Here is a 20,656-nt window from a genome sequence, read left to right on the forward strand (position 1 = left end):
AAGCACACAGCGAGGCGGGACGGCCACCCGGCCCGGACGACAGCGGAAGAGTGCCCGGCGCCGGCGGCAAGGGCGGCGCCCCGGCTGGAAGCGCGTGACACGCTTCCGGCCGGGGCGCCGGGGAGAGCCGGTCCTGGGCGGGATGGGGGGCCGCCCGGGACCAGTGGTTCGCGGGCCGGTCAGCCGTCGATACGGTGCTGGGTCCAGAAGGACGTCAGGTCGGTGGTGGTCGCCGCCTGCGCCGCCGCCTTGAACTCCGCGGTGGTCGAGACGCCGTACCAGTGCGCCGCCGCGTAGTCGTGCAGCAGCTTGGTCATCGCGGTGTCGCCGATCAGCCGGCGCAGGTCGTGCAGCGCGCACTTGCCGTAGCCGTAAATGACGGTCGAGTAGCGGGAGGAGTGCGCGTCCCAGTACGCCATCGAGTTGGTGATCTTCTCGCTGGAGGACGCCCAGGAGACGCTGTTCCAGCAGTTGGTCCCGGTCTTGTTCTCGGCGAGATCGGTCGAGTAGTCGGTGAACGCCTCGTCCAGCCAGGGGCTGTTGTACTCGTCGTCGCCCACGATGCCGTACCACCACTGGTGGCCGAGCTCATGGGTGAGCGCGTTGCTGTCCACCAGGTCGAGCACGAAGCCCGGGTACTCCATCCCGCCGAACCAGAAGTTGTTGTCGAGCACCGCGTCCACCTCGGTGTACGGGTACGCCCCGAAGCGCTGGGCGTGCGCGTCGATCGCGTTCTCCGACGTGGTCAGCATCGACTGGGCGTTGGCGGAGCTGATCCCGCTGACGGCGTAGACGTTCACCTTCACGCCCCCCGGCGAGGTGCCGGAGACCTTGCTGAACGCGCCCGCGCCCCAGGCGAAGTCGCGCACCTTGCGGGCGGTCGCCTTGGTGACAGTGCGGCCGGAGGCGCCGGGGGTGTCCACCGAGGTGCCGGTGGCGGGCACCAGCAGGCTCGTCGGGTGGTCCAGGGTCACATCGAAGTCGGCGGCCAGCGAGTAGAAGGCCTCACCGTTGTTGGTGTACGGGTCCAGGTGCCAGCCCGAGCCGTCCCGGATCGCCAGCAGCGGAAGCGCGTTGCCGATGAAGGAGAAGGCTCCGTCGCGGCCGAACCGGTCGGCGCCGCTCGGCACGACGATCGACAGATCGAAGCCGAGGGTGCCGCTCTGCCCCTGGTTGAGGGCGCTCGGCAGGGTGATGTGCAGGGCGGTGCAGCCCACCGTCAGCGCGCCGGCCGTACCGCCGGTGACGTTGGAGACGGTGATCGGCGTCGTCGGGCAGGAGCCGTGGTAGTTGTCCCACAGCCGCAGGTAGACGTCGGCGAGCGGTGACGCCGAGGCGTTGGAGAAGGTCACGCTCTCGTGCCCGGTCCAGGTGGCGCCGGAGGCGTCGCTGGTCAGACTGACGGTGTAGGCGGGGGTGGCCGGCGTCCGGGTGCTGTCACCGGTCGGCGGTGTGGTGGGCGGGGTGGTCGGCGGCGTCGTCGGGGGAGTGGTGGTCCCGCCGTCGCCCGAGACGTTGAGCGCCACGTCGTCGATGACGAAGCTGGTCTGCGCGCCGGAGTCCTCGGTCCCGTTGAACGCCAGGCTCGCGCTCTGCCCGATGAACGACGAGACGTCGAAGGTCCGTTGCACATAGCCGCTGGCCGCGTTGAGGTTGGAGTACGTGGCCAGCGTGGTGCTGCCGAGCTTGGTGGTGAGCTTGTCGTACGCCGTCGTGGTGGTCGTCTCCGCGGTGTCGATGTGCAGCCATACGGTCAGCGTCGCCGTGGTGCAGCCGGCCGGGACGGCGACGGACTGGGACAGGGTGTCGGTGTGCGTCGACCCGTAGCCGTTCAGCCAGGCGAAGCGGCTGCCGGAGTGCGCGCTCTGGCCGCCCCCGGTGGTGATCACGCCGCTGGACGCGGTCCACGGCGAACTGCCGCTCTCGAAGCCGCCGTTGCCGATCACCTGGGCCGGGGTGCAGGTCGCCGCCTGCGCCTGGGCCTGCGGTTTGGCCTGGGCGACGCCGGTGACGGCGGCCGTCACCACGAGCCCGGCGGTGGCCGCGGCACTGAGGAGGGTGAGAAGTCTGTTGCGCATCGGATCCTCTGGGGTAGGGGAAGGACGACTGACCAGACGCGACAGGAGTGTGCGGGGCGTCGCGGGCCGCGTTAAGGGGCCGGCGGGACCTGTAGGGATTTCCCTATGCGCGTCCGCCTGCGGCGGAGCGTTTTCGCGGGGCTCATCCGGGAGGGGGCCGGGTGGGGGGCGCGCGGGGCGCCCGGGGGACGGCGAACGGCCCGGCGTCCGGCGGAAGTCGATCCGCCGGACGCCGGGCCGTGGGCTCTTGTGGCCGCTTGTGGTCCCTTCTGGGACGGTCAGGGCGTCAGGACGACAGCGTCCACTGCTGGTTGGTGCCGCCGGCGCAGGTCCAGATCTGGAGTCGGGTGCCGTTGGCCGAGCTGGGTCCGGTGGCGTCGAGGCATTTGCCGGACTGCGGGTTGACCAGGGTGCTGCCGGACTTCTGCCATTTCTGGGAGCCGGTGCCGTTGCAGTCGTAGAGGTCGACCTTGGTGCCGTTGGCGGTGCCGGCCGAGGTGACGTCCATGCATTTGCCGAGGGACTGGAGGGAGCCGTCGGAGGCGGTGGTCCAGTTCTGGGCGGTGGTGCCGTTGCAGTCGTAGAGCTGTACGGCGGTGCCGTTGGCGCTGCTGGCCGCGGCCACGTCGACGCACTTGCCGGTGTAGCCGGAGCGGATCGGGCCGCCGCCGCCCGCGGGCGGTGTGGTGGGCGGTGTGGTGCTGCCGACCCAGGTACTGGCCGCGGCCGATCCCACCGAGTCGATGGCGGTGTTGTTCTCCACCGGGCTCGGCACCTTGCCCGGGAAGACGATGAAGGTCACCGGCCCTTCGGTGCCGCCGGTGGCGGGGTTCGGGTCGATGCCGAGCGCGGTGGCGAGGGAGTAGGAGCCCTCGCCGATGATGTCGTCCGGGCCCTCGTCGGCGAAGACCGCGTAGACGACCTTGTTGTTGTAGACCACGGCGGCCACGCTGCCGGGGGAGATGCCGGCCGACTGGTAGTTGAAGCGGCTGGAGGGCAGCGGGATCACGTAGTAGTGCGTGACCTCCGAGGTGAAGAACTGCCCGGTCGAGGTCTCGAACGAGGTCTCGTTGTAGTAGGACGGGTCGGTGGAGTTGCTGCAGTGGGTGGTGGTGATCCCGTCGCAGTCGATGTCCATGTCGGACGTCCAGGTGTACGCGGAGCCGTTCTTGCAGATCTGTACGGTGGCGGCGCCGCCCTCGTCAGTGGCGTATTTGCCGTTGGACGCCGGCGTACAGTTCTGGGCTTTGGTGAGGAGTTGGGCCGCGGTCGGCCCGGCGGCCGCGGCGCTCGGTGTGGTACCGGCGGCGTCCGAGACGCCCGCCCCGACGCTGACGGCGGCGGTGAGGGTGGCGGCGGCGACGCCGAGGGCGGCGAGGCCCAGGCGGAAGCGGTTGCGGGTCATGGGTCACCTTTTCCGATCTTCGGATCTTCCGAACGAAGGTGGGGGGTGGGGGTGGGTAACCGATTTGATAGGTAACCTTACTGACAGATACCTGTCAATCCCCACCCCGCGGTGAGTCGGTGCGCGTTCGCCTCCCGAGAGGGGGATCCGTGCCCCGTCGGGGGCGCGAGGAACTGCGCGAGCAACCCACCACCGGCCGGTGGTCCCGGCACTGGCGGAACCGACCCGCCGGGTGGGTCCCGCCCACCAGCCCTCCCGTTCACAAAGACGTTTTGCGTTCATGTCCTTGACGACATCTTTGGGGCAAGCGCAGACTGCCACTCGTTTGCGTTCACCTCCTGAACCCGCAGGCAATGACGCCCTTTTGGAGAAAACGTATGCGCATGGCTCGCCTGGCGCTGGCGGCAGCGGCCGCCGCCGCTCTGGCCATACCTCTGGCCATCCCGGCGGCAGCCGGAACCGCCCATTCGAAGACGACCGGCTCCGTAAACGATTCCGCCACCGCCCGCCCCTGGCTCAACTCCCGTCTGCCGCTGGAGAAGCGGATCGACCTGCTGCTCTCGCAGCTGACCAACGCCGAGAAGGCCTCCTTGATGACGGCGGTGGGCGTCCCCACCGGATCGCACGCCACCGGCTACATCCCCGGCGTCGACCGCCTCGGCATCCCCGGGATGCAGTTCACCGACGGCCCGGGCGGCGTACGCGACGGCCAGCCGGAGACCGCGCTGCCCTCCCCGGTGGCGCTCGCGGCCTCCTTCGACACCGAACTGGCCAAGCAGTACGGCACGGTGATGGGTTCGGAGGCCAAATACCGCGGCTACCAAGCCATTTACGGACCGATGGTCAACATCGTGCGGACCCCGCTCGGCGGCCGCGACTTCGAGACGCTCGGCGAGGACCCGGAGCTGGCCGGCGACATCGGCGCCTCCGAGATCCGCGGCATCCAGGCCCAGGGCGTCGCCGCCCAGGTCAAGCACTTCGCGGGCAACAACCAGGAGAACGCCCGCATGACGTCCAGCTCGAACATCGACGAGCGGACGCTGCACGAGATCTATCTGCCGGCCTTCGAGAAGGCGGTCAAGGACGGCCACGTCTGGTCGCTGATGTGCGCCTACAACAAGGTCAACGGCACCTACGCCTGTGAGAACGCGCAGATCCTGCGCGACGTGCTGATCGACACCTGGAAGTACGACGGCGTCATCGACACCGACTACCCGGCCAACCACAGCACCGTCGCCTCCGCGCTGGCCGGCCTCGACCAGGAGTTCAGCGGGACCACCTACTTCCAGCAACTGCCCGCCGCGGTCGCCGCCGGACAGGTCCCCCAGTCGGTGCTCGACGACGCGGCCCGCCGGATCCTGCGCCTGGAGTTCCGTACCGGCCTCTTCGACCCGAAGCCGGCGCCGGCCGTCGACTTCGACCAGGACAGCGCCTTCGCCCGCAAGGCCGCCGAGGACGGCAGCGTGCTGCTGAAGAACAGCGGGGCCACGCTGCCGCTCGACACCAGGAAGCTCACCTCGCTCGCCGTCATCGGCCCCAATGCCGACACCGCGATCACCGGCGGCGGGGGCAGCTCGGCCGTCACCCCGTACAAGAAGGTCGACCCGGTCTCCGGGCTCAAGGCGCGGCTCGGCAGCGGGGTCACCGTCACCTCGGTCAAGGCCGGCCAGGGCAGCGGCTTCCCGGTCATCCCGGCCTCCGCGCTCACCGGTCTCAAGGGCGAGTACTTCACCAACAAGACGCTCTCCGGCACCCCCGCGCTGACCCGGGACGACCCGAACATCGACTTCGACTGGGTGCTCGGCTCACCCGACCCGAGCATCCCCGTCGACGGCTTCTCGGCGCGCTGGACCGGCACGGTGACCGCGCCGGCCACCGCCGCGTACACCTTCTCCGCCACCAGCGACGACGGCAGCCGGATCTACCTCGACGACAAGCTGATCGTCGACAACTGGAGCGACCACGGCTCCGCCACCGTCAAGAGCGACCCGGTCCAGCTCACCGCGGGCCAACCGCACACGCTGCGCGTGGAGTTCTACGACAGCGCGCAGAACGCCTCGGTCTCCGTCGGCTGGTCCGCCCCCGGCGTGCAGGACCCGACGATCCAGGCCGCCGCGGCGGCGGCCGCCGCCTCCGACGCCGCGGTCGTGGTGGTCGGCGACTCCTCGAGCGAGGGCTCGGACCGTACGACACTGGCGCTGCCCGGCAACGAGGACGACCTGATCCGGGCCGTCGCCGCCGCCAACCCCCGTACCGTCGTGGTGCTGCGGGCCGGCGCCCCGGTGCTGATGCCATGGCTCGCCGACGTCCCCGCGGTCCTGGACATGTGGTACCCGGGCCAGGAGGACGGCAACGCGCTGGCCGCGCTGCTCACCGGTGACGCCGAACCCGGCGGCCGGCTGCCGGTCAGCTTCCCGCGGACCGACACCCAGACCGCGACCGCGGCCGCCCCCGGCCGCTACCCGGCGGTGGGCGGCGTCTACGACTACAGCGAGGGACTCGACGTCGGCTACCGCTGGTACGACCAGGAGGACGAGACCCCGCTCTTCCCGTTCGGCTACGGCCTGTCCTACACCACCTTCCGCCAGTCCCACCTCCGGGTGAGCGGCGGCGGCGTCCAGGCGACCAGCCGCGGCACCTCGCCGGTCCGGCTCTCGGTGGACGTCACCAACACCGGCCACCGCACCGGCACCGATGTGGTGCAGGCGTACGTCGCCTACCCCCAAGGCGCGGGCGAGCCCCCGAAGGCGCTCAAGGCCTTCGCCAAGGTGCAGCTCAAGCCGGGGCAGACCAGGACCGTACGGCTCACCCTCGGCTCGGACGCGCTGCGGGTGTGGGACAGCAACGCGCACGACTGGACGGTGCTCGACGGCCGCTACCCGGTCTACGTGGGCCCGTCCTCGGCCGACGTCTCGCCGGCCGGCACGGTGACGGTCAAGAAGACCGTCGGGGTGCAGTACGTGACCCTGACCGCGCCCGCGCAGACCAACGCCGGCAGCACCCAGACCGTCGAGCAGAGCTTCACCAACACCGGTGACTCCACCGTGCGGGACCTGCGGCTCGCCCTCGATCTGCCGACCGGCTGGACGGCCACCCCCGCCAAGGGCGCTTCGACGTCCTTCCGCGAGGTGCGGGCGCACGCCTCGGTGAGCACGACCTGGACGGTGCGCGCGGCCACGGCCGCCACGGCCGGACAGGCGACGCTCACCGGCAAGGCGGCGTTCGAGCTGAACGGCCGGCAGACCAGGACCGCGGACGCCACCACCACCGTGCCGTACGACAGCCCGGCGGCGGCCTTCGACAACGCCGGCATCAGCGCCGACAGCGACCCGACCACCGGCGAGCTCGACCCGGGCGGCTACAGCCTCTCGGCCACCCAGCTCGCCGCGGTCGGCTACACCCCGGGCGCCACGGTGACCGCGAACGGCCTGACGTACACCTGGCCCGACACCCAGCCGGGCGAGCCCGACAACATCTCGGCCGCCGGACAGGTGATCCGCCTCCAGGGCCAGGGCCCGACCCTCGGCCTGCTCGGCACCGGTATCAGCTCGGCCCACTCGGCGACCGTCACCGTCACCTACACCGACGGCAGCACGGCGGCCGTCCCGGTGGACTTCCCCGACTGGTACAGCAACAAGGCGAGCGGCAACAGCCAGTTGGCGGTCACCACCGCCAACTGGAACCGCCCGCCGACCGACACCCTCGGCAACCACCCGGTGAGCCTCTACACCACCGGCGGCGCCCTCGACCCGGCCAAGACGGTCGCGACGGTGACGCTGCCCGACGACAGCGGCATCCACGTGTTCGCCATCTCGGTGGGCTGACCTCCGGGCCACCGCCACCGAAGCACCGGCGCCCCCCGGCGGTCATGCCGCCGGGGGGCGCCTCACTCCGCCTCGGGTGCGGGGGCCGAGGGGTCGGGCAGGTGGGGGAGGATGTCGCTGATGTAGCTCGCGGCCGCCGCCTCCAGACCGACATCGCGCTCCGCCCGCTCGGACAGGTACCAGCGGTGCTCCAGCAGTTCGTGGTAGACCTCGGCCGCGTCCATGCCGCGCCGCAGCTCCGGCGGTACGGTCCGGACCGCCGGGCGGAAGACCTCGCGCACCCAGCGGTGGGCCAGCACCTCGGGGCGGGCGCCGAGCGGGTCCCCGGGGGCGTAGTCGTCCTGGGTCGCCATCCAGCTCTCCAGGTCGTTGAGCAGGCTCCTGGCCTGGTTCTCCTCGGTGTCCAGACCGGTCAGCCGCAGCAGTTGCCGCTGGTGGTGGCCGGCGTCCACCACCTTCGGCAGGAAGGTCACGGTGTCCCCGGTGGGCGAGCGCACGATCTGCATCTCGGCCACGTCGAAACCGAGTTCGTTGAGCCTGCGTATCCGCAGGTCGATGTGGTGCCGCTGGCTCGCCGGGTAGACCGATTCGCGGGTCAGTTCCTGCCACAGGTCGTTGTAGCGGGCGGCGATCGCCGTTCCGAAGGTGATCGGGTCGACCGACGGGTGGAGCGAACCGCCCGCCTCCAGGTCCATCAGCTCGCCGGCGATGTTCACCCGGGCCAGGTCGATGTCGTAGTCGCGCTGCCCGTCGCTGAGACCCGGCTGGATCTGCCCGGTCTCGGCGTCCACCAGATACGCGGCGTACGCGCCGGCGTCCCGGCGGAAGAGGGTGTTGGACAGCGAGCAGTCGCCCCAGGCGAAGCCGGCCAGGTGCAGCCGCACCAGCAGTACGGCGAGCGCGTCGAGCAGCCGGTTGACGGTGCCGGGGCGCATCGTCGTCTCGAACATCGAGCGGTACGGCAGCGAGCCGTTCAGGTGCCGGGTGATCAGCGCCGGTTCGAGCGGTGTGCCGTCGGCGGCGACCCGCCCGGTCACCACCGCGATCGGGTCCACGGCGGGGACCGCGAGCCGGTCGAGGTCGCGCAGCAGGCCGTACTCCCGCACCGCCGCCCACTCGCTGACCTCCTTGACCGCCACCACCTCCTGGCCGGCCCGGGCGAAGCGCACCACATGCCGGGAGATGCCGCGGGGCAGCGCGACCAGCGACGCGTCCGGCCACTGGTCGAGCGGCAGATGCCACGCCAGGTCGAGCAGCGCCGACGGATGCTCCGCGTCGAACGCCTGGATCTGCAACGGCACGGCACGCCCCGGTTCTCTCGTCCAGCTCACGGATGCGGGCGGCCCCGGTCGGTGGCGGCCCGGTCCGCCCGGCCGCCGGTCCGCCCGGACCGGCCGCCGGCGGCATCCCCGATGGTGCCATGGGCCTGCGACGCCGCCGCGGGCGAGGCCCGGCGAAGTGGCGAGGCTCGGCGAAGTGGCGAGGCCGGGCCACCGGACGCACAGTGAAAGAACAGGGCTGTTCACCCTTGGCGCGCCGAACCAGCCTCCCCTGGGGCCAGGCCGCGCGGGGGCCCGAGATCCGCCGCCAGGCGGCGGACCCGAGCCGGGCGGTGACAGTGCCACCCTCCCAGCGAAGGGGCAAACCCATGGCGAACAACGACACCGTCTCCCCGACCATCTCCGGTCGGAAGCGGGACGTAGCGGGCAGGACGACCATCGCGGACTCCGTGGTGGCGACGATCGCGGGTATCGCCGCCCGCGAGGTCGACGGCGTGTACGCCATGGGCGCGGGCGCGGCGCGCGCCGTGGGCGCGATGCGGGACCGGGTGGCCCGCTCCGGCGCCGACCCGACCCGTGGCGTCAAGGTGGAGGTCGGCGAGAAGCAGGCCGCCGTGGACCTGGACGTCGTCGTGCTCTACGGCACCGAGATATCCGACGCCGCCGCCGAGATCCGTACCGAGGTGGCGACGGCGGTGGAGCGGATGACCGGTCTCGACGTGGTCGAGATCAACATCAACGTGCGCGACGTCCATGTGCCCGGCGACGACAGCGACGAGGCCGACGCGGCCAACGCGAGGGTCCAGTGATCGCCGGATGAGCGCCAACCGGGCAGTCGAGGCAGCCGCTGTGACCGCGGCCGGGCCGGCGGTCAGGGACCGCGGAACATCCGACCTCTCCTGGCAGACAAGCTTATATCACATAGTGTCACTGGTCGTGGCGGCGAGTTGCCGGTCGGAGCGTCACGCCTCAGCATGAGGGGGCAGGAGACCGCTCGCCGTTCTCCGGACTCGCCGTTCTCCGGAAAGGTGTGGCACTGGTATGGGCCTCTACTTCGCGAACGCGATTGACGATCTGGTCATCGACGCGCTGGCCGGATTCGCCCGCGCGCACGCCGGGACGGTCGAGTGGAACAGACAGCACGGCTTCATCCGATCGCTGCGGACCGCCCCGACCCGTCGGGTGGGCCTGGTGTCCGGCGGCGGGTCGGGACACGAACCCCTGCACATCGGCTACGTCGGCCAGGGCATGCTGGACGCGGCCTGCCCCGGGCGGATCTTCGCCTCCCCGCACAACCGGGCGATCTTCGAGGCGTCCCGGGCGGTGGCCCGCGAGGCCGGGGTGCTGCACCTGGTGAAGAACTACACCGGGGACAAAATCAACTTCGGTATCGCCGCGGAACGCCTCGCCCGCGAGGGCATCCCCTGTGAACGCGTCCTCATCGACGACGACCTGGCGTCGGAGTCGGCGGACGTGTCCACCGGCCGCCGGGGCACCGGCGCGACCGTGCTGGTGGAGAAGATCCTCGGCGCGGCGGCCGACAGCGGGATGGGTCTGGCCGAACTGAAGACCCTGGGCACCGAACTGGTCAGCCGCAGCCGCAGCCTGGCCGTGGCCTCGGCCGCCCACACCGCGCCCCCCACCGGACTGCCGGCCTTCGACCTCGCCGACGGCGACATCGAGTACGGCGTCGGCATCCACGGCGAACGCGCCCGCCGCACCCTCACCGGCCCGCTGCCGCTGCGCGAACTGGCGGCGGACATGGTGACCGCGGTGGCCGACTCCCTCGGCATGGGCCGCGGCACGCAGGTCGTGGTGCTCGTCAACGGCCTCGGCGCTATCACCCAGATGGAGCTGTACGCCGTACTGCACGAGGTGACGGAACTGCTGGACGCGCGCGGCGCGAACACGGTACGCACCCTGGTCGGCGACTTCGTCACCGCGCTGGACATGCGCGGCTTCTCACTGACGATGATGCTGGCCGACCGCGCCATGCTCGCGCACTACGACGCCCCGGCCTTCACCGCGGCCTGGCCGCGGGACATCCCGGTCCGGCCGGCGACCGCCACAGCCGGCCCGGCGGACCCCGCCGGTCCGGCGGGAGCGGTCGCCGCCCGGCCCTGACGCGGCGGCGGCCCCGCGCAGCCGGCCCCGGCCAGGCGGCCCGGTGCCGGTGCGGGGACCGACGACCGCCGACGCGGCCACGAACGGGACCAACGGGGATCAGCGGGGACTGACGGGACTGAGGGGCCTGAGGGGCCTGGCGGGACCATGACGGAAGGGGCACCCATGGGTACACGCATCGACGCCGCGTTCACGGAGGGCTTCACCAACGCGTGGATACGCAGGTACGCGGCCTCCGCCGTGGCCACGGAACCGGAACTGAGCGCCCTCGACCAGCAGGTCGGCGACGGCGACTTCGGCGCCAACCTGGTGGCCGGGCTCCAGGCGGCGGTCCGCCTGCTCGGTGAACTGGACGAGGTCCGCGCGGCCAGCGCCGGCGGGCCGCTGGAGGCCGCCGCCACCGCCTTCCTCGACGAGGTCGGCGGCACCAGCGGCCCCCTGTTCGGGCTGCTCTTCCAGGAAATGGCCGTCGCGGTGGAGGCCGCGGGCGACGGACTCTACGTGGGCGCGCTGGCGATGGGCGTCGGCAACGGCCTGTCGGCCATACAGCGGGTCGGAGAGGCGGCGGTCGGCGACAAGACCCTCGTCGACGCACTGGTGCCGGCCTGCGGTGCGCTCGCCGCCTGCCCCTCGTCGGCCGACCCGATCGAGGCGCTGTCGCACGCGGCCCGGGCCGCGTGGGAGGGGGTGGCGAACACCGCCCGGCTGACCGCCCGCAGCGGCCGGGCCAGCTACGTGGGCGATCGTGCCGCCGGGGTACCGGATCCCGGCGCGGTGGGTATCGGACTGCTCTTCTCAGCCGCCGAGCGGACCGTCACCCGGCTGGCGCCGCTGCTGCCGGACCGGCAGCTCGGCGGTGTCACGGTGGAGCGGAGCGCCTGACGCGCGCCTGGTGTATCTGAGGTTGCGCTGCTGTCGGCTGCTGGTCGGCTGCTGGTCGGCTGCTGGTCGGCTGCTGGTCGGCCGCCGTCAGCGGGCGTCAGCCGCTGTCAGCACCGTCAGTTTCTGTCGGTCTCCGTCGGTCTCTGTCAGTCTCCGACAGACTCTGTCAGTCTCTGTCAGCTGTCGTATCCGGACACCCGGCGGCTCACGCCGACAGCTGCCGGGCAACCCGCTGGCTCGCCCACTCGAAGATGTCCGGCTGGTCGAGCGAGGCGACCCACAGGTCGACGCTCGCCGCGACGTCCTCGCCCGGCCACGGGCCGACGCCCATGATCCGCAGCCCCGCCCTGGCGGCCGACTCCACGCCGCAGCCGGAGTCCTCCACCGCCAAGGTGTCGGCCGGGGCCGCCCCGCAGTAGCGGGCGGCGGTGAGATAGACGTCCGGGTGGGGCTTGGGGCGGTTGTTGGCGTCGGGCACCACGATGTGGTCGAAGTAGCCGCGCAGTTCGGCGTGGCCGAGGCACGACTCCACGACGTCCCGCGGGCAGTTGCTCGCGACCGCGAGCGGGGCGAACTTCGCCGCGTTCGCCACCAGCTCGCGGGCGCCCGGCATGGTCTGCGGGTTCCCCGCGACCAGTGCGCGGAAGTGCTCGAGGAGGGCGGCGGTCAGCTCGTCGCCGAGCTCGGGGCGGCCGGCCTCGTCGGCCATGAGCTGCCCGCACTCGGTGTAGTGCAGACCCTTGCTCCGCTCCGCGAAATCCGGGGCGGCGGCCACGCCGAAATCGAGCATGGCGAGTTCGCGGGCGTCCTGCCAATGACGCTCGGTGTCCATGAGGGTGCCGTCGCAGTCGAAGACGATCGCCGCGGGGGTCCAGGAAAGGATGCGATGAGAGTTCATCACGGGCTTCCGTTCGGGAATGCCTGAAAGCGTCGACGGGAGACGCCGCGTTCACGCGGCGAGCGGCCGACGCGCCATGGAAAATCAGGCAGGCGCGGGCCCTTGGCGGACACAGCCCGGATATCGGGCTTTCGGCGCCCACCAAGAACATATCGATCGTTATGTTATGGACCCAAACCCTTGGTAGTCAAGGAAGTGCGTTGGGTCACCGGGCGTGTCGCCCGTATCCGAGTACCCCGTAGGCGGTGCATTCGGCGCCGGCCCGGATACGAAAGACGCAGGTGCGGTGGTGTGCGACCGCCTCCACCCTGGCGGGCGGCGAGAACTCGGTGAACCGGGTCGCCGTCAGCCGTCCGCTGGTCGGCCGGAGCAGCCGGCCGCCGCTGGCTTCGGCGGCGGCCTGCCGGGCCGCCTCCAGCAGCACCATGCCGGGGACGTGGTCGCTGACGTGGTCGAAGAAGAACGGGTGGCGCTGATCGGCCGGCTCCACCGCCAGGGCGCCTTCCCGCCGGACGATCACCACGTCCCGGCGCTCGGCGACGGAAAGCGTCGTCGGGTTCGGGCGGCTCTCCGCGGTCATCGGCGGATGCCGTCCCATCAGCGGGTTCGGCCGCACGGCCGCGTAGCCGCGCTCGTTGAGGAAGCGGACGCCGCCGCCGGCCCGGGCGAAGAGGCCGCGCTGGGAGTGGAAGGTGACCTCCAGGCGCATCCCGGTCGCGGCGCCGTGCGGGCCCCGGCGCACCTCGCTCACCGCCACCCGGCAGGTGATCTCCGTGCAGCCGCTGCCGGCCCGCGGCTCCCGGTCGGCCACGAGGGCGAAGTACAGGTCCGAGATGATCAGATGACTCGCCTGCGGTACCCCGAAAAACCGCAGCGGAACGTAGATCCCCAATTGGCGCAGGGTCTCGACCAGGATCAGCGGGCTGTGCAGATCGGTCCCGTCGCGCGGAAAAGTGGTATGCGATCGAGGCCAGCTCGCGGCCGCCGAGAAAATGCCATCTCCGTTCGGCCGTACATCCGTAAGGAGGACCTCGGCGACCGATGTGCGGTGCACCATTTCCCGGGGGACCGTTTGTGAACGGTTCAGTGCACGGTCATGCCCGGAGACACCTTCGACCGAAGTGTTCATATCATAAGAAGAACTCACGGTCAGCGGATACGCACGCGGGTTGCTCACGTATTGCTGGCGCGTTGCTTGCGTATGGCCTCGTGGATGTCCCGCGCAGCCGCTAGATTGCTAGGAGTAGGCGACGATGACGTGGCATCCGGAGTGAGCGTGCAGGTACGGGCGAAGACGACGCGACGGTTCCTGCTGGAGGCCGCGGCGACCCTGTTCGACGAGCGTGGGTACGCCGCTACCAGCATCAGCGACATCAGCGCGCTCTCCGGCCGCACCAGTGGGGCGATCTACTTCCACTTCGCGAACAAGGAGAAGCTGGCGCTCGCCGTCGTCGAGGCGCACTTCGAGACCTGGCCGGGGCTGGTCGAAACCGTCCGGGCGGGGGACCGGCCGGCGCTGGAGAAGCTGGTCTCGCTGAGCTTCACGGTGGCCAGGGCCTTCCGGGACGACGTGGTGGTACGCGCCGGATCCCGGCTGTGGATGGAGCGCAAGGCGATCGACGAGCCGCTGCCGGTGCCCTTCGTCGGCTGGATCACCACGGTCGCCGCACTGCTTGAGGACGCCCGTGCCGCGGGGGAGCTGGCGGCCGGTGTCGACCCCGAAAAGGCCGCGCTCAGCGTCGTCTACGCGTTCTTCGGCCTGCACACCGTCTCCGACGCGCTGGACGGCCGCAGCCGCATCGAGGAGCAGCTTCGCGACATGTGGCTGGTGCTGCTCGTCGCGCTCCAGCGGGCCCCGGCGGATCCGGCGGCGCTGCTCGACCGGGTGCGGGCGGCCGAGCTTCCCGGGCAGACTGCGGGCGAGACGGCCGGGCCGGATTTCGGCCAAGTTGTGGCACAGGGCACCGAAGCGGACATTGCGGGGTCCCGCGGGCCGGAGACCGAAGGAGCCGTCGCGCGAGACATCGGGTGACTGTCCACTCGGGCGGCGCCAAATCCGGCTCGTGGACGGGCCCTTGACGGGTCCCGTTGTGGTCCAGTCCAATGTGGGGCGCACCCTCCGCGTCCCCCCACCACGCCCGCGAGGAAGCCCCATGCGCACATCCGTCCTGCGCACACCCGTCAGTGCCGCGCTCGCCCTGGCCACCGCGGCCCTCGGCGGCGTCGCACTCCTCGGCCACCAGTCCGCCGAAGCCGCCACCGACCCGCTGCCGGCCAACGGCTCCTTCGAGGCCGGCGCGCTCACCGGCTGGACCTGCTCGGCGCTCGACTCCGCGGTCACCTCGCCCGTGCACAGCGGGGGATGGGCGCTCAAGGGCGCGGCCTCGGCGGGCGACTTCGCCCAGTGCGCCCAGACCGTCGCCGTCCAGCCCGCCACCACGTACACGCTGACCGCTTATGTGCGCGGTGCGTATGTCTACCTCGGCGCGACCGGCACCGGCGTGAGCGCCAGTACGTGGACGCCGAGCGCCGCCGACTACACCCCGCTCAGCACCACCTTCACCACCGGGGCGAGCACGACCTCGGTGTCGGTCTGGACCCACGGGTGGTACGGCCAGGGCACGTTCTACGCCGACGACGTGGTGCTCAGCGGCCCGGGCGGCGGTGGCGGCACCCCGACCCCGACGACCGGCAGCCCGACGCCTACGCCGACCCCGACGCCCACCCCGACCCGTACGCCGACGCCCACGCCCACCCCGACCACCACGCCCACGAGCCCCGGCGGCGGCCCGGTCATCGCGGTGAGCACCAGCGCCCAGCTCAAGGACGCCCTGGCCGCGGTCACCCCCGGTCAGACGATCCAGCTCGCGGACGGCACCTACACCGGGAACTTCAAGACCACCGTGGCCGGCACGGCGCAGAGCCGGATCACCCTCACCGGCTCGGCCCGCGCCGTGCTCACCACCTCGACCGGCGGCGGCTACGGCCTCTATCTCAACGGCGCCTCGTACTGGACGGTCAAGGGCATCACCGTCACGCACGCCCAGAAGGCCATCATGCTGGACACCGCCGACCACGTGGTGCTGGACTCCGTCACCGTCTACGACACCACGATGGAGGGGATCCACTTCCGCGACTCCAGCCAGTACGGCGTGCTGGAGAACTCCACCGTGCACGACACCGGCACCGCCCACGACGGCAAGGGCGAGGGTGTCTACGTCGGCACCGCCAACACGCTCACCGACCAGAGCGACCACGTGCAGATCCTCGACAACACCATCGGCCCGAACATCGGCGCCGAGAACATCGACATCAAGGAAGGCACCACCGGCGGGCTGATCTCCGGCAACACCTTCGACGGCAACGGCCTGACCGATGTCAACTACGACGACTCGTGGATCGATGTGAAGGGCAACGGCTACACGGTCGAGGACAACCGTGGCACGCACACCCTCAAGGACGGCTTCCAGACCCACAGCCAGTACGCCGGATGGGGCTGCGGCACGGTCTTCCGGCACAACACCGCCGATCTGACCGGCGCGAGCGTCGCCCCGTCGTACGGCATCGACGTCACCGACTACGACGCGGCGAACTGCCCGGTCACGGTCACCCGCGACAACACCGTGATCGGCGGCGCCGGCCTCGTCAACCCCGGGGTGCCGATCACGGGTTGACCCGGCGGGTGCGAACCGCCGTGCGCCGAACGGCTGTCCGGTTCCCGCCGGAACCGGACAGCCGGTCAGCCGCACATTGTGTCAGTCGAGGCCGGGGCCCGAGGACGCTTCGACCGCCTTCTTGATCCGCTCGCCGAAAGCGGGCGCGTCCTTGCGGGACGTGCTCAGCGCGATCGGGAGCAGGACCTTGCCGATGCCGTGCCCTTCGAGGACGTTGTAGAGCGTCACCTGGGTGCCCCCGTTGGTGCCCGGCGCCAGGTCGTAACCGCCTTCGGACGAGGTCACGGTGTTCTTGGAGGTCTCCGTCCAGCGCACCTTCGAGGGCGCCTCCAGTTCGGTGATCCGGATCTCCCGCTTGCTCGTCATCCCGGCGTCCTTGACGGTGCTGCGGAAGACGGTGCCGACGGCGGTGGGGCCGGCCGGGTCCTTCACGATCTCCTGCACCCGCGGGCTGAAATGGGGATCGTTGGTACCGGCGGCGAGATAGGCGAAAACCTCATCAATGGGCCGGTCGATCTCCGTACGCACTTCAAAACGTCCACTCATGATCAGTCGCTCCTTGATCGATCGGGCGCCATGCGACACACGAGCACCCGGTCACTGCGGACAACGGCCCACCCGAACTCGCCTACTCAGTCTCGGGGCGGAGCCACTCTCCTACCACCCGAACCGCTTGTCCATTGCGCCATTCGGGGGAGTGACCGGGTGCCTGCCTGCGGACACCGTCAGGCGCGGGCCGCGGCGAGGGCGGCCTCGACGTCCGAGCGGGACGCGGGCTCGGCCGGCCGCGCCCAGAAGTCCTCCGCCCGGTCCCGCGCGTACAGCCGGCCATAGCCCGGGGTGCCCGGCTGGTACCAGCGGCCGTCGGCGAGCGGTCCGGCGTCCAGCGGGTCGTAGCCCAGCCGGGAGATCAGCTCGCCGGCCCGCTCCTTGGCGGCGGCGTCGTCCCCGGTGATCGCCAGCGCGCTGCGGTCCGCCGCGCCCATCGGCTGCGGCAGGGCGGCGAGGTGCTGGTAGGAGATGTTGTTGAACGCCTTGACGACGTGCGCGCCCGGGAGGAGCCGCTGGAGGAGTTCGCTGCTCGTGGTCTCCCCCGACTCCAGTTCGGGGATCTTCCCGTCCCGCGCCGGGTAGTAGTTGCCGGTGTCGATGACCGTCTTGCCCACCAGGGGCGGGGCCGGCACCAGTGGATACGCCTTGACCGGGATCGTCACCACCACCCAGTCCCCGGCGGCCGCGGCCTCCGCCGCGGTGGCCGCCCTGGCCTGTGGCCCGAGCTCCTCGACCAGGCCGGAGAGTGTCTGCGGCCCGCGGGAGTTGCTCAGTACCACGTCGAGCCCGCGCTCGACCGCGAGCCGCGCGAGGGTGCTGCCGATCTGTCCGCTTCCGATGAGTCCCAGAGTCGCCATGCGAGCTTCAACCCCTCGGCGGCGGCAAGTGTTCCGCCCGGGCCGGCGTGATCGCCCGACCGGCTCAGCCGGTTGAGCCGGCCGGACCACGGCTGCGGACTCAGGAGCGGGCCGACACCGTCTTGACGCCGAGGTCGAACAGCCCGTCGAGCACGAGGTCGACGCCCACGGCCGCGAGCAGCAGACCGACCAGCCGGGCGAAGAGCTCGACGATGGCGCTGTGGGTCCACTGGAGCAGCCCGCCGAGCACGACCACGCAGATCAGGTCGATGGCGATGACGGAGGTGAAGGCCAGCACGACGGTCCAGCGCCAGTCCCAACTGTCCCGCTCGGTCGCCTCGATCAGCACGGCGGTGAGCGACAGCGGACTCACCACGTAGGGCACCAGCAGCTCCCGGACCCCGCTCGGGAAGTCCGCGTCGTCCTCGTGCTGGGTCCGCTCCCTGCCGATGCGCACGCCGAGGACGAGCCCGATGGCGTAGATGAAGAAGATCACCCCGCCGGAGAGTTCGAGCGCCGGGGTGGAGATGTGGAAGAACTCCAGCAGCCACGGTGAGGCGAATCCCGTCACCACGCCGACGATCACAGCGGTGACCGAGGAGACCAGCGCGATGGCCCGCAGCCGCTCCCGCGAGTGGTTCTGCGCCAGCTCGGCGAAGGCGAGCAGCACCTTGGGCGGGCCGATCACGGAGAAGAACGTGAAGAACGCCGCGGAGAACGTGAGCGTGATCATAAGGGGCATGATGCGCAGAACGACTGCCGGGCCGCGGTATTGACGCCGTCCCGGCCGGCTCCCCGGACCGGGCCAATGAACCTTTCCGGCGGATTGAACCTTTCCCACCGACGCGACCGTGTGGATGTCGGAGCACCCCGAAGCCACCCGGCGGATCGGACAGACCGAGCACATCGAGCGGACAGAGCAGGCAGACCGGCACCGTCGCGTCCTGGAGAACACGTTGAGCCACCGGCATCCCCACCCGGACCCCATGGTCCCGCAGACCCCCTTGATCCCACTGGACTCCCCGGCCCCGCCGGAGCCGCTGGAGTCGCTGGATCCGTCGGACCTGTCGGCGGCCGGCGCCACCGTGCTGCCGCTGGTCGGCAGGCGGCTGAAGGCCCCGGTCGAGGAGAGCCCCGTCGCCGTGGCCGTACGGGCGACCGACCGCGTCACCGAGAGCGGTGCGCGGGCGTGGCTGCGCGGCAATCCCAGGATCGCGGTGCTGCCGGCCGAGCGGGAGCGCGCGGCCGAGGTGGCGCTGTTCCTCGCCACACAGGTGAACGAGGGGGTGTTCGGCGCGATCAAGCGGCACCACACCCGGCTCTACGCGTACACGTGCCCGCTGGTGGTGGTCGCCGACGCCATGAGCGAGAGCCAGTTGCTGGCGGCCGCCGATTTCGGCATGGTGCGGTTCCTGCCCAGGGGAGCGGCCCGATTCACCGACATCGTGGCCGCGCTGGCCGACGCGCCGACCGAATGGTCGAACATGCCCGGCACCTCCACCCGGCGGCTGGTGCGGGAGTTGCGCAAGCGCCAGGCAGCCGACGCGTCCGGGGTCCAGGCCGGACTGCGCCCCCGTGAGGTGCAGATCCTGCGGCTGCTCGCCGAGGGGATCGGCACCGCCGAGATCGCCGGCCGGCTCAGCTACTCGGAGCGCACCATCAAGGGTGTACTTCACGAGCTGACCCACCGTCTCGGGCTGCGCAACCGGACCCAGGCGGTGGCGTACGGGATACGGGCCGGCGTGGTCTGAGCCAGCCCGCCGGACCTCGCCCGGGGCCTTCGCCTGGGGTCGTCGGCCGCTGAGCTGCCGGCCGCCCGGGTCGCCGCCGTCTCGCGTCGGCGACCTCGTCAGGAGGCCCGGTGGATGTTGAGGATCACCACGCCCACGATGATCAGGGCGATGCCCAGCCACTGCGGCCGGCCGAGCGCCTCACCGAAGGCCGCCGCCCCGATGACCGCCACCGCCGCGGTGCCGGCCCCCGACCAGACCGCGTAGGCGAAGGACACCGGGATCTGCTTGAGGGCGCGGCCGAGCAGCGCGAAGGACAGGACGTAGGCCGCCGCCACCGCGAAGGTCGGCAGCAGCCGGCTGAAGCCGTCGGTGAGCTTCAGACAGGTGGTGGCGCACACCTCGGAGATGATGGCCAGGGCGAGCAGCAGGTACGGCAACGGGGGTCTCCGCGGTGTTCGATCGGCCGGTCAGGAGCGGGCGCCGGCGTCAGGTGTGAGCAGGGCGCCGAGGATCGCCAGATCGACCTCGGCCAGGCCGGTGCGCACCGTGACCCCGGGAGAGGGGTCGATCGGCACGGTCGAGGGGACCGCCAGCACCGGGCAGCCGGCCGCCCGCGCGGACGCCACCCCGATGGGGCTGTCCTCCACCGCGACGCACCGGGCCGGCTCGGCGCCCAGCTTCGCCGCCGCCGCCAGATACGGGTCGGGCGCCGGCTTGGTGACGGGGGTGTCCTCGGCCGCGACGGTCACCGCGAACCACTGCGGGCCGAGCGCCTGGAGCACCAGGTCGACGATCCGGCGCGGTGAGGCCGACACCACCGCGGTCGGTATCCGAGCGTCCCGCAGTTCGGCGAGCAGCCGCAGCACCCCGGGGCGGGGGTGCACATGGGCGGTGATCCGGCCGCCGAAGGCGTCTTCGAGCGCCGCCCCCACCTGCGCGGCCGTACGGTCGGTGCTGGTGACGCGCCGCAGATGGGCGGCGGTGTGGCCGATCGGCCGGCCGAGCACATCCGGCAGGTCGGCGTCGCCGAGCCGGTGTCCCAGTCCGTCGGCGACCTCCGCGGCGGCCTGCCACCACAGCCGCTCGGTGTCGACGAGCGTGCCGTCCATGTCGAAGAGCACGGCGGCGGGCCGGGTGGGACGGGAGTCGCTCAGGGGCGAGGTCATGGGTGAGGGTTCCTCGGCGGGGTGAGGTGGGTGCGCGGGCCCGGCGGGGACCGCGCGGCGGCGGACAGGACACGAGACGTACAGCGAGGTTCAGCGGCGTGCGGCGCCGTACGGCGATGTACGGCGAGGTGCGGAAACGGCCGGCGACGGACCGCCGGCACGGTGGTGCGCCGCCCGGCGGAC

At 71.5% G+C, this 20,656-nt stretch carries 17 protein-coding genes and 1 pseudogene; 8 read left to right on the forward strand and 10 right to left on the reverse strand.

Going from position 1 to position 20,656, the window contains the following annotated elements; genetic code table 11:
* Positions 1–179: 179 nt before the first annotated feature.
* Both OG519_RS23820 and OG519_RS23825 read right to left on the reverse strand, forming a co-directional pair.
* On the reverse strand, positions 180–2,078 hold the full coding sequence (locus tag OG519_RS23820; RefSeq protein ID WP_405587498.1) for a M1 family aminopeptidase: 1,899 nt from the start codon (positions 2,076–2,078) through the stop codon (positions 180–182).
* Between the two features lie 286 nt (positions 2,079–2,364).
* Complete coding sequence (locus OG519_RS23825) at positions 2,365–3,483, reverse strand: RICIN domain-containing protein (protein WP_405587501.1); 1,119 nt, start codon at positions 3,481–3,483, stop codon at positions 2,365–2,367.
* A gap of 377 nt (positions 3,484–3,860) precedes the next feature.
* Between OG519_RS23825 and OG519_RS23830 the strand changes: the two genes are divergently transcribed.
* On the forward strand, positions 3,861–7,307 hold the full coding sequence (locus OG519_RS23830; protein ID WP_405587504.1) for a glycoside hydrolase family 3 C-terminal domain-containing protein: 3,447 nt from the start codon (positions 3,861–3,863) through the stop codon (positions 7,305–7,307).
* 62 nt (positions 7,308–7,369) lie between these two features.
* On the opposite strand, the gene OG519_RS23835 is transcribed toward OG519_RS23830, so the two are convergent.
* Complete coding sequence (locus OG519_RS23835) at positions 7,370–8,608, reverse strand: DUF4032 domain-containing protein (RefSeq protein ID WP_405587507.1); 1,239 nt, start codon at positions 8,606–8,608, stop codon at positions 7,370–7,372.
* A gap of 347 nt (positions 8,609–8,955) precedes the next feature.
* Here OG519_RS23835 and OG519_RS23840 point away from each other — a divergent pair, with 347 nt between their 5' ends.
* From OG519_RS23840 to dhaL, 3 genes are all read left to right on the forward strand, one after another.
* Positions 8,956–9,396: an Asp23/Gls24 family envelope stress response protein gene (locus OG519_RS23840; protein WP_405587510.1), complete on the forward strand. Its 441-nt coding sequence runs from the start codon at positions 8,956–8,958 to the stop codon at positions 9,394–9,396.
* A gap of 232 nt (positions 9,397–9,628) precedes the next feature.
* Positions 9,629–10,711 (forward strand): dihydroxyacetone kinase subunit DhaK, encoded by a 1,083-nt coding sequence (locus OG519_RS23845; protein WP_405587513.1) that lies wholly within the window; start codon positions 9,629–9,631, stop codon positions 10,709–10,711.
* Positions 10,712–10,876: 165 nt separating this feature from the next.
* Positions 10,877–11,593 (forward strand): dihydroxyacetone kinase subunit DhaL, encoded by a 717-nt coding sequence (dhaL, locus tag OG519_RS23850; protein ID WP_405587515.1) that lies wholly within the window; start codon positions 10,877–10,879, stop codon positions 11,591–11,593.
* Positions 11,594–11,798: 205 nt separating this feature from the next.
* Here the strand turns inward: dhaL and OG519_RS23855 are convergent, their stop codons facing one another.
* Positions 11,799–12,491: an HAD family hydrolase gene (locus tag OG519_RS23855; RefSeq protein ID WP_405587518.1), complete on the reverse strand. Its 693-nt coding sequence runs from the start codon at positions 12,489–12,491 to the stop codon at positions 11,799–11,801.
* Positions 12,492–12,696: 205 nt separating this feature from the next.
* Positions 12,697–13,620, reverse strand: coding sequence for a ScbA/BarX family gamma-butyrolactone biosynthesis protein (locus OG519_RS23860; protein WP_405587521.1), 924 nt, complete (start codon positions 13,618–13,620; stop codon positions 12,697–12,699).
* A gap of 129 nt (positions 13,621–13,749) precedes the next feature.
* On the opposite strand from OG519_RS23860, the gene OG519_RS23865 reads away from it, so the two are divergent.
* The 3 genes and pseudogenes from OG519_RS23865 to OG519_RS23875 all read left to right on the forward strand — a co-directional run bounded on the left by OG519_RS23865 (position 13,750) and on the right by OG519_RS23875 (position 16,165).
* Positions 13,750–14,523 carry a ScbR family autoregulator-binding transcription factor gene (locus tag OG519_RS23865; RefSeq protein WP_405587524.1) on the forward strand — a complete coding sequence of 258 codons (774 nt, stop codon included), beginning with the start codon at positions 13,750–13,752 and terminating at the stop codon, positions 14,521–14,523.
* A 121-nt stretch (positions 14,524–14,644) separates the two neighbouring features.
* Positions 14,645–15,085, forward strand: a pseudogene (locus tag OG519_RS23870) (carbohydrate binding domain-containing protein); the annotation flags it as partial.
* A 45-nt stretch (positions 15,086–15,130) separates the two neighbouring features.
* Positions 15,131–16,165 (forward strand): right-handed parallel beta-helix repeat-containing protein, encoded by a 1,035-nt coding sequence (locus OG519_RS23875; protein ID WP_405592949.1) that lies wholly within the window; start codon positions 15,131–15,133, stop codon positions 16,163–16,165.
* A gap of 81 nt (positions 16,166–16,246) precedes the next feature.
* Here OG519_RS23875 and OG519_RS23880 read toward each other — a convergent pair whose 3' ends face one another.
* The 3 genes from OG519_RS23880 to OG519_RS23890 form a co-directional block, all read right to left on the reverse strand.
* The gene (locus OG519_RS23880) at positions 16,247–16,711 is read right to left on the reverse strand and encodes an SRPBCC family protein (protein WP_405587527.1); all 465 of its coding nucleotides are present in this window, start codon (positions 16,709–16,711) and stop codon (positions 16,247–16,249) included.
* A 179-nt stretch (positions 16,712–16,890) separates the two neighbouring features.
* A complete protein-coding gene (locus OG519_RS23885; protein WP_405587530.1) occupies positions 16,891–17,664 on the reverse strand; it encodes an NADPH-dependent F420 reductase in 774 nt (257 codons plus the stop codon).
* Between the two features lie 10 nt (positions 17,665–17,674).
* Positions 17,675–18,307, reverse strand: a complete 633-nt coding sequence (locus OG519_RS23890) for a MarC family protein (RefSeq protein ID WP_405587533.1) — start codon at positions 18,305–18,307, stop codon at positions 17,675–17,677.
* Between the two features lie 124 nt (positions 18,308–18,431).
* On the opposite strand from OG519_RS23890, the gene OG519_RS23895 reads away from it, so the two are divergent.
* The gene (locus OG519_RS23895) at positions 18,432–19,325 is read left to right on the forward strand and encodes a response regulator transcription factor (RefSeq protein WP_405587536.1); all 894 of its coding nucleotides are present in this window, start codon (positions 18,432–18,434) and stop codon (positions 19,323–19,325) included.
* A gap of 98 nt (positions 19,326–19,423) precedes the next feature.
* Here OG519_RS23895 and OG519_RS23900 read toward each other — a convergent pair whose 3' ends face one another.
* Together OG519_RS23900 and OG519_RS23905 are read right to left on the reverse strand one after the other, a co-directional pair.
* A complete protein-coding gene (locus OG519_RS23900) occupies positions 19,424–19,744 on the reverse strand; it encodes a DMT family transporter (protein ID WP_405587539.1) in 321 nt (106 codons plus the stop codon).
* 30 nt (positions 19,745–19,774) lie between these two features.
* On the reverse strand, positions 19,775–20,473 hold the full coding sequence (locus OG519_RS23905) for an HAD family hydrolase (RefSeq protein ID WP_405587542.1): 699 nt from the start codon (positions 20,471–20,473) through the stop codon (positions 19,775–19,777).
* Positions 20,474–20,656 lie beyond the last annotated feature (183 nt).

This window comes from Streptomyces sp. NBC_01190 (assembly GCF_045039895.1).
Classification (GTDB): Bacteria; Actinomycetota; Actinomycetes; order Streptomycetales; family Streptomycetaceae; genus Actinacidiphila.

Bases quoted from the DNA above. Each gene is read 5' to 3' on its own strand.
- OG519_RS23830 (WP_405587504.1), top strand. From the start codon at position 3,861: ATGCGCATGGCTCGCCTGGCGCTGGCGGCAGCGGCCGCCGCCGCTCTG.
- OG519_RS23840 (WP_405587510.1), top strand. From the start codon at position 8,956: ATGGCGAACAACGACACCGTCTCCCCGACCATCTCCGGTCGGAAGCGG.
- OG519_RS23820 (WP_405587498.1), bottom strand. From the start codon at position 2,078: ATGCGCAACAGACTTCTCACCCTCCTCAGTGCCGCGGCCACCGCCGGG.
- OG519_RS23890 (WP_405587533.1), bottom strand. From the start codon at position 18,307: ATGATCACGCTCACGTTCTCCGCGGCGTTCTTCACGTTCTTCTCCGTG.
- OG519_RS23905 (WP_405587542.1), bottom strand. From the start codon at position 20,473: ATGACCTCGCCCCTGAGCGACTCCCGTCCCACCCGGCCCGCCGCCGTG.
- OG519_RS23895 (WP_405587536.1), top strand. From the start codon at position 18,432: ATGTCGGAGCACCCCGAAGCCACCCGGCGGATCGGACAGACCGAGCAC.
- dhaL (WP_405587515.1), top strand. From the start codon at position 10,877: ATGGGTACACGCATCGACGCCGCGTTCACGGAGGGCTTCACCAACGCG.
- OG519_RS23845 (WP_405587513.1), top strand. From the start codon at position 9,629: ATGGGCCTCTACTTCGCGAACGCGATTGACGATCTGGTCATCGACGCG.
- OG519_RS23855 (WP_405587518.1), bottom strand. From the start codon at position 12,491: ATGAACTCTCATCGCATCCTTTCCTGGACCCCCGCGGCGATCGTCTTC.
- OG519_RS23880 (WP_405587527.1), bottom strand. From the start codon at position 16,711: ATGAGTGGACGTTTTGAAGTGCGTACGGAGATCGACCGGCCCATTGAT.
- OG519_RS23825 (WP_405587501.1), bottom strand. From the start codon at position 3,483: ATGACCCGCAACCGCTTCCGCCTGGGCCTCGCCGCCCTCGGCGTCGCC.
- OG519_RS23860 (WP_405587521.1), bottom strand. From the start codon at position 13,620: ATGAACACTTCGGTCGAAGGTGTCTCCGGGCATGACCGTGCACTGAAC.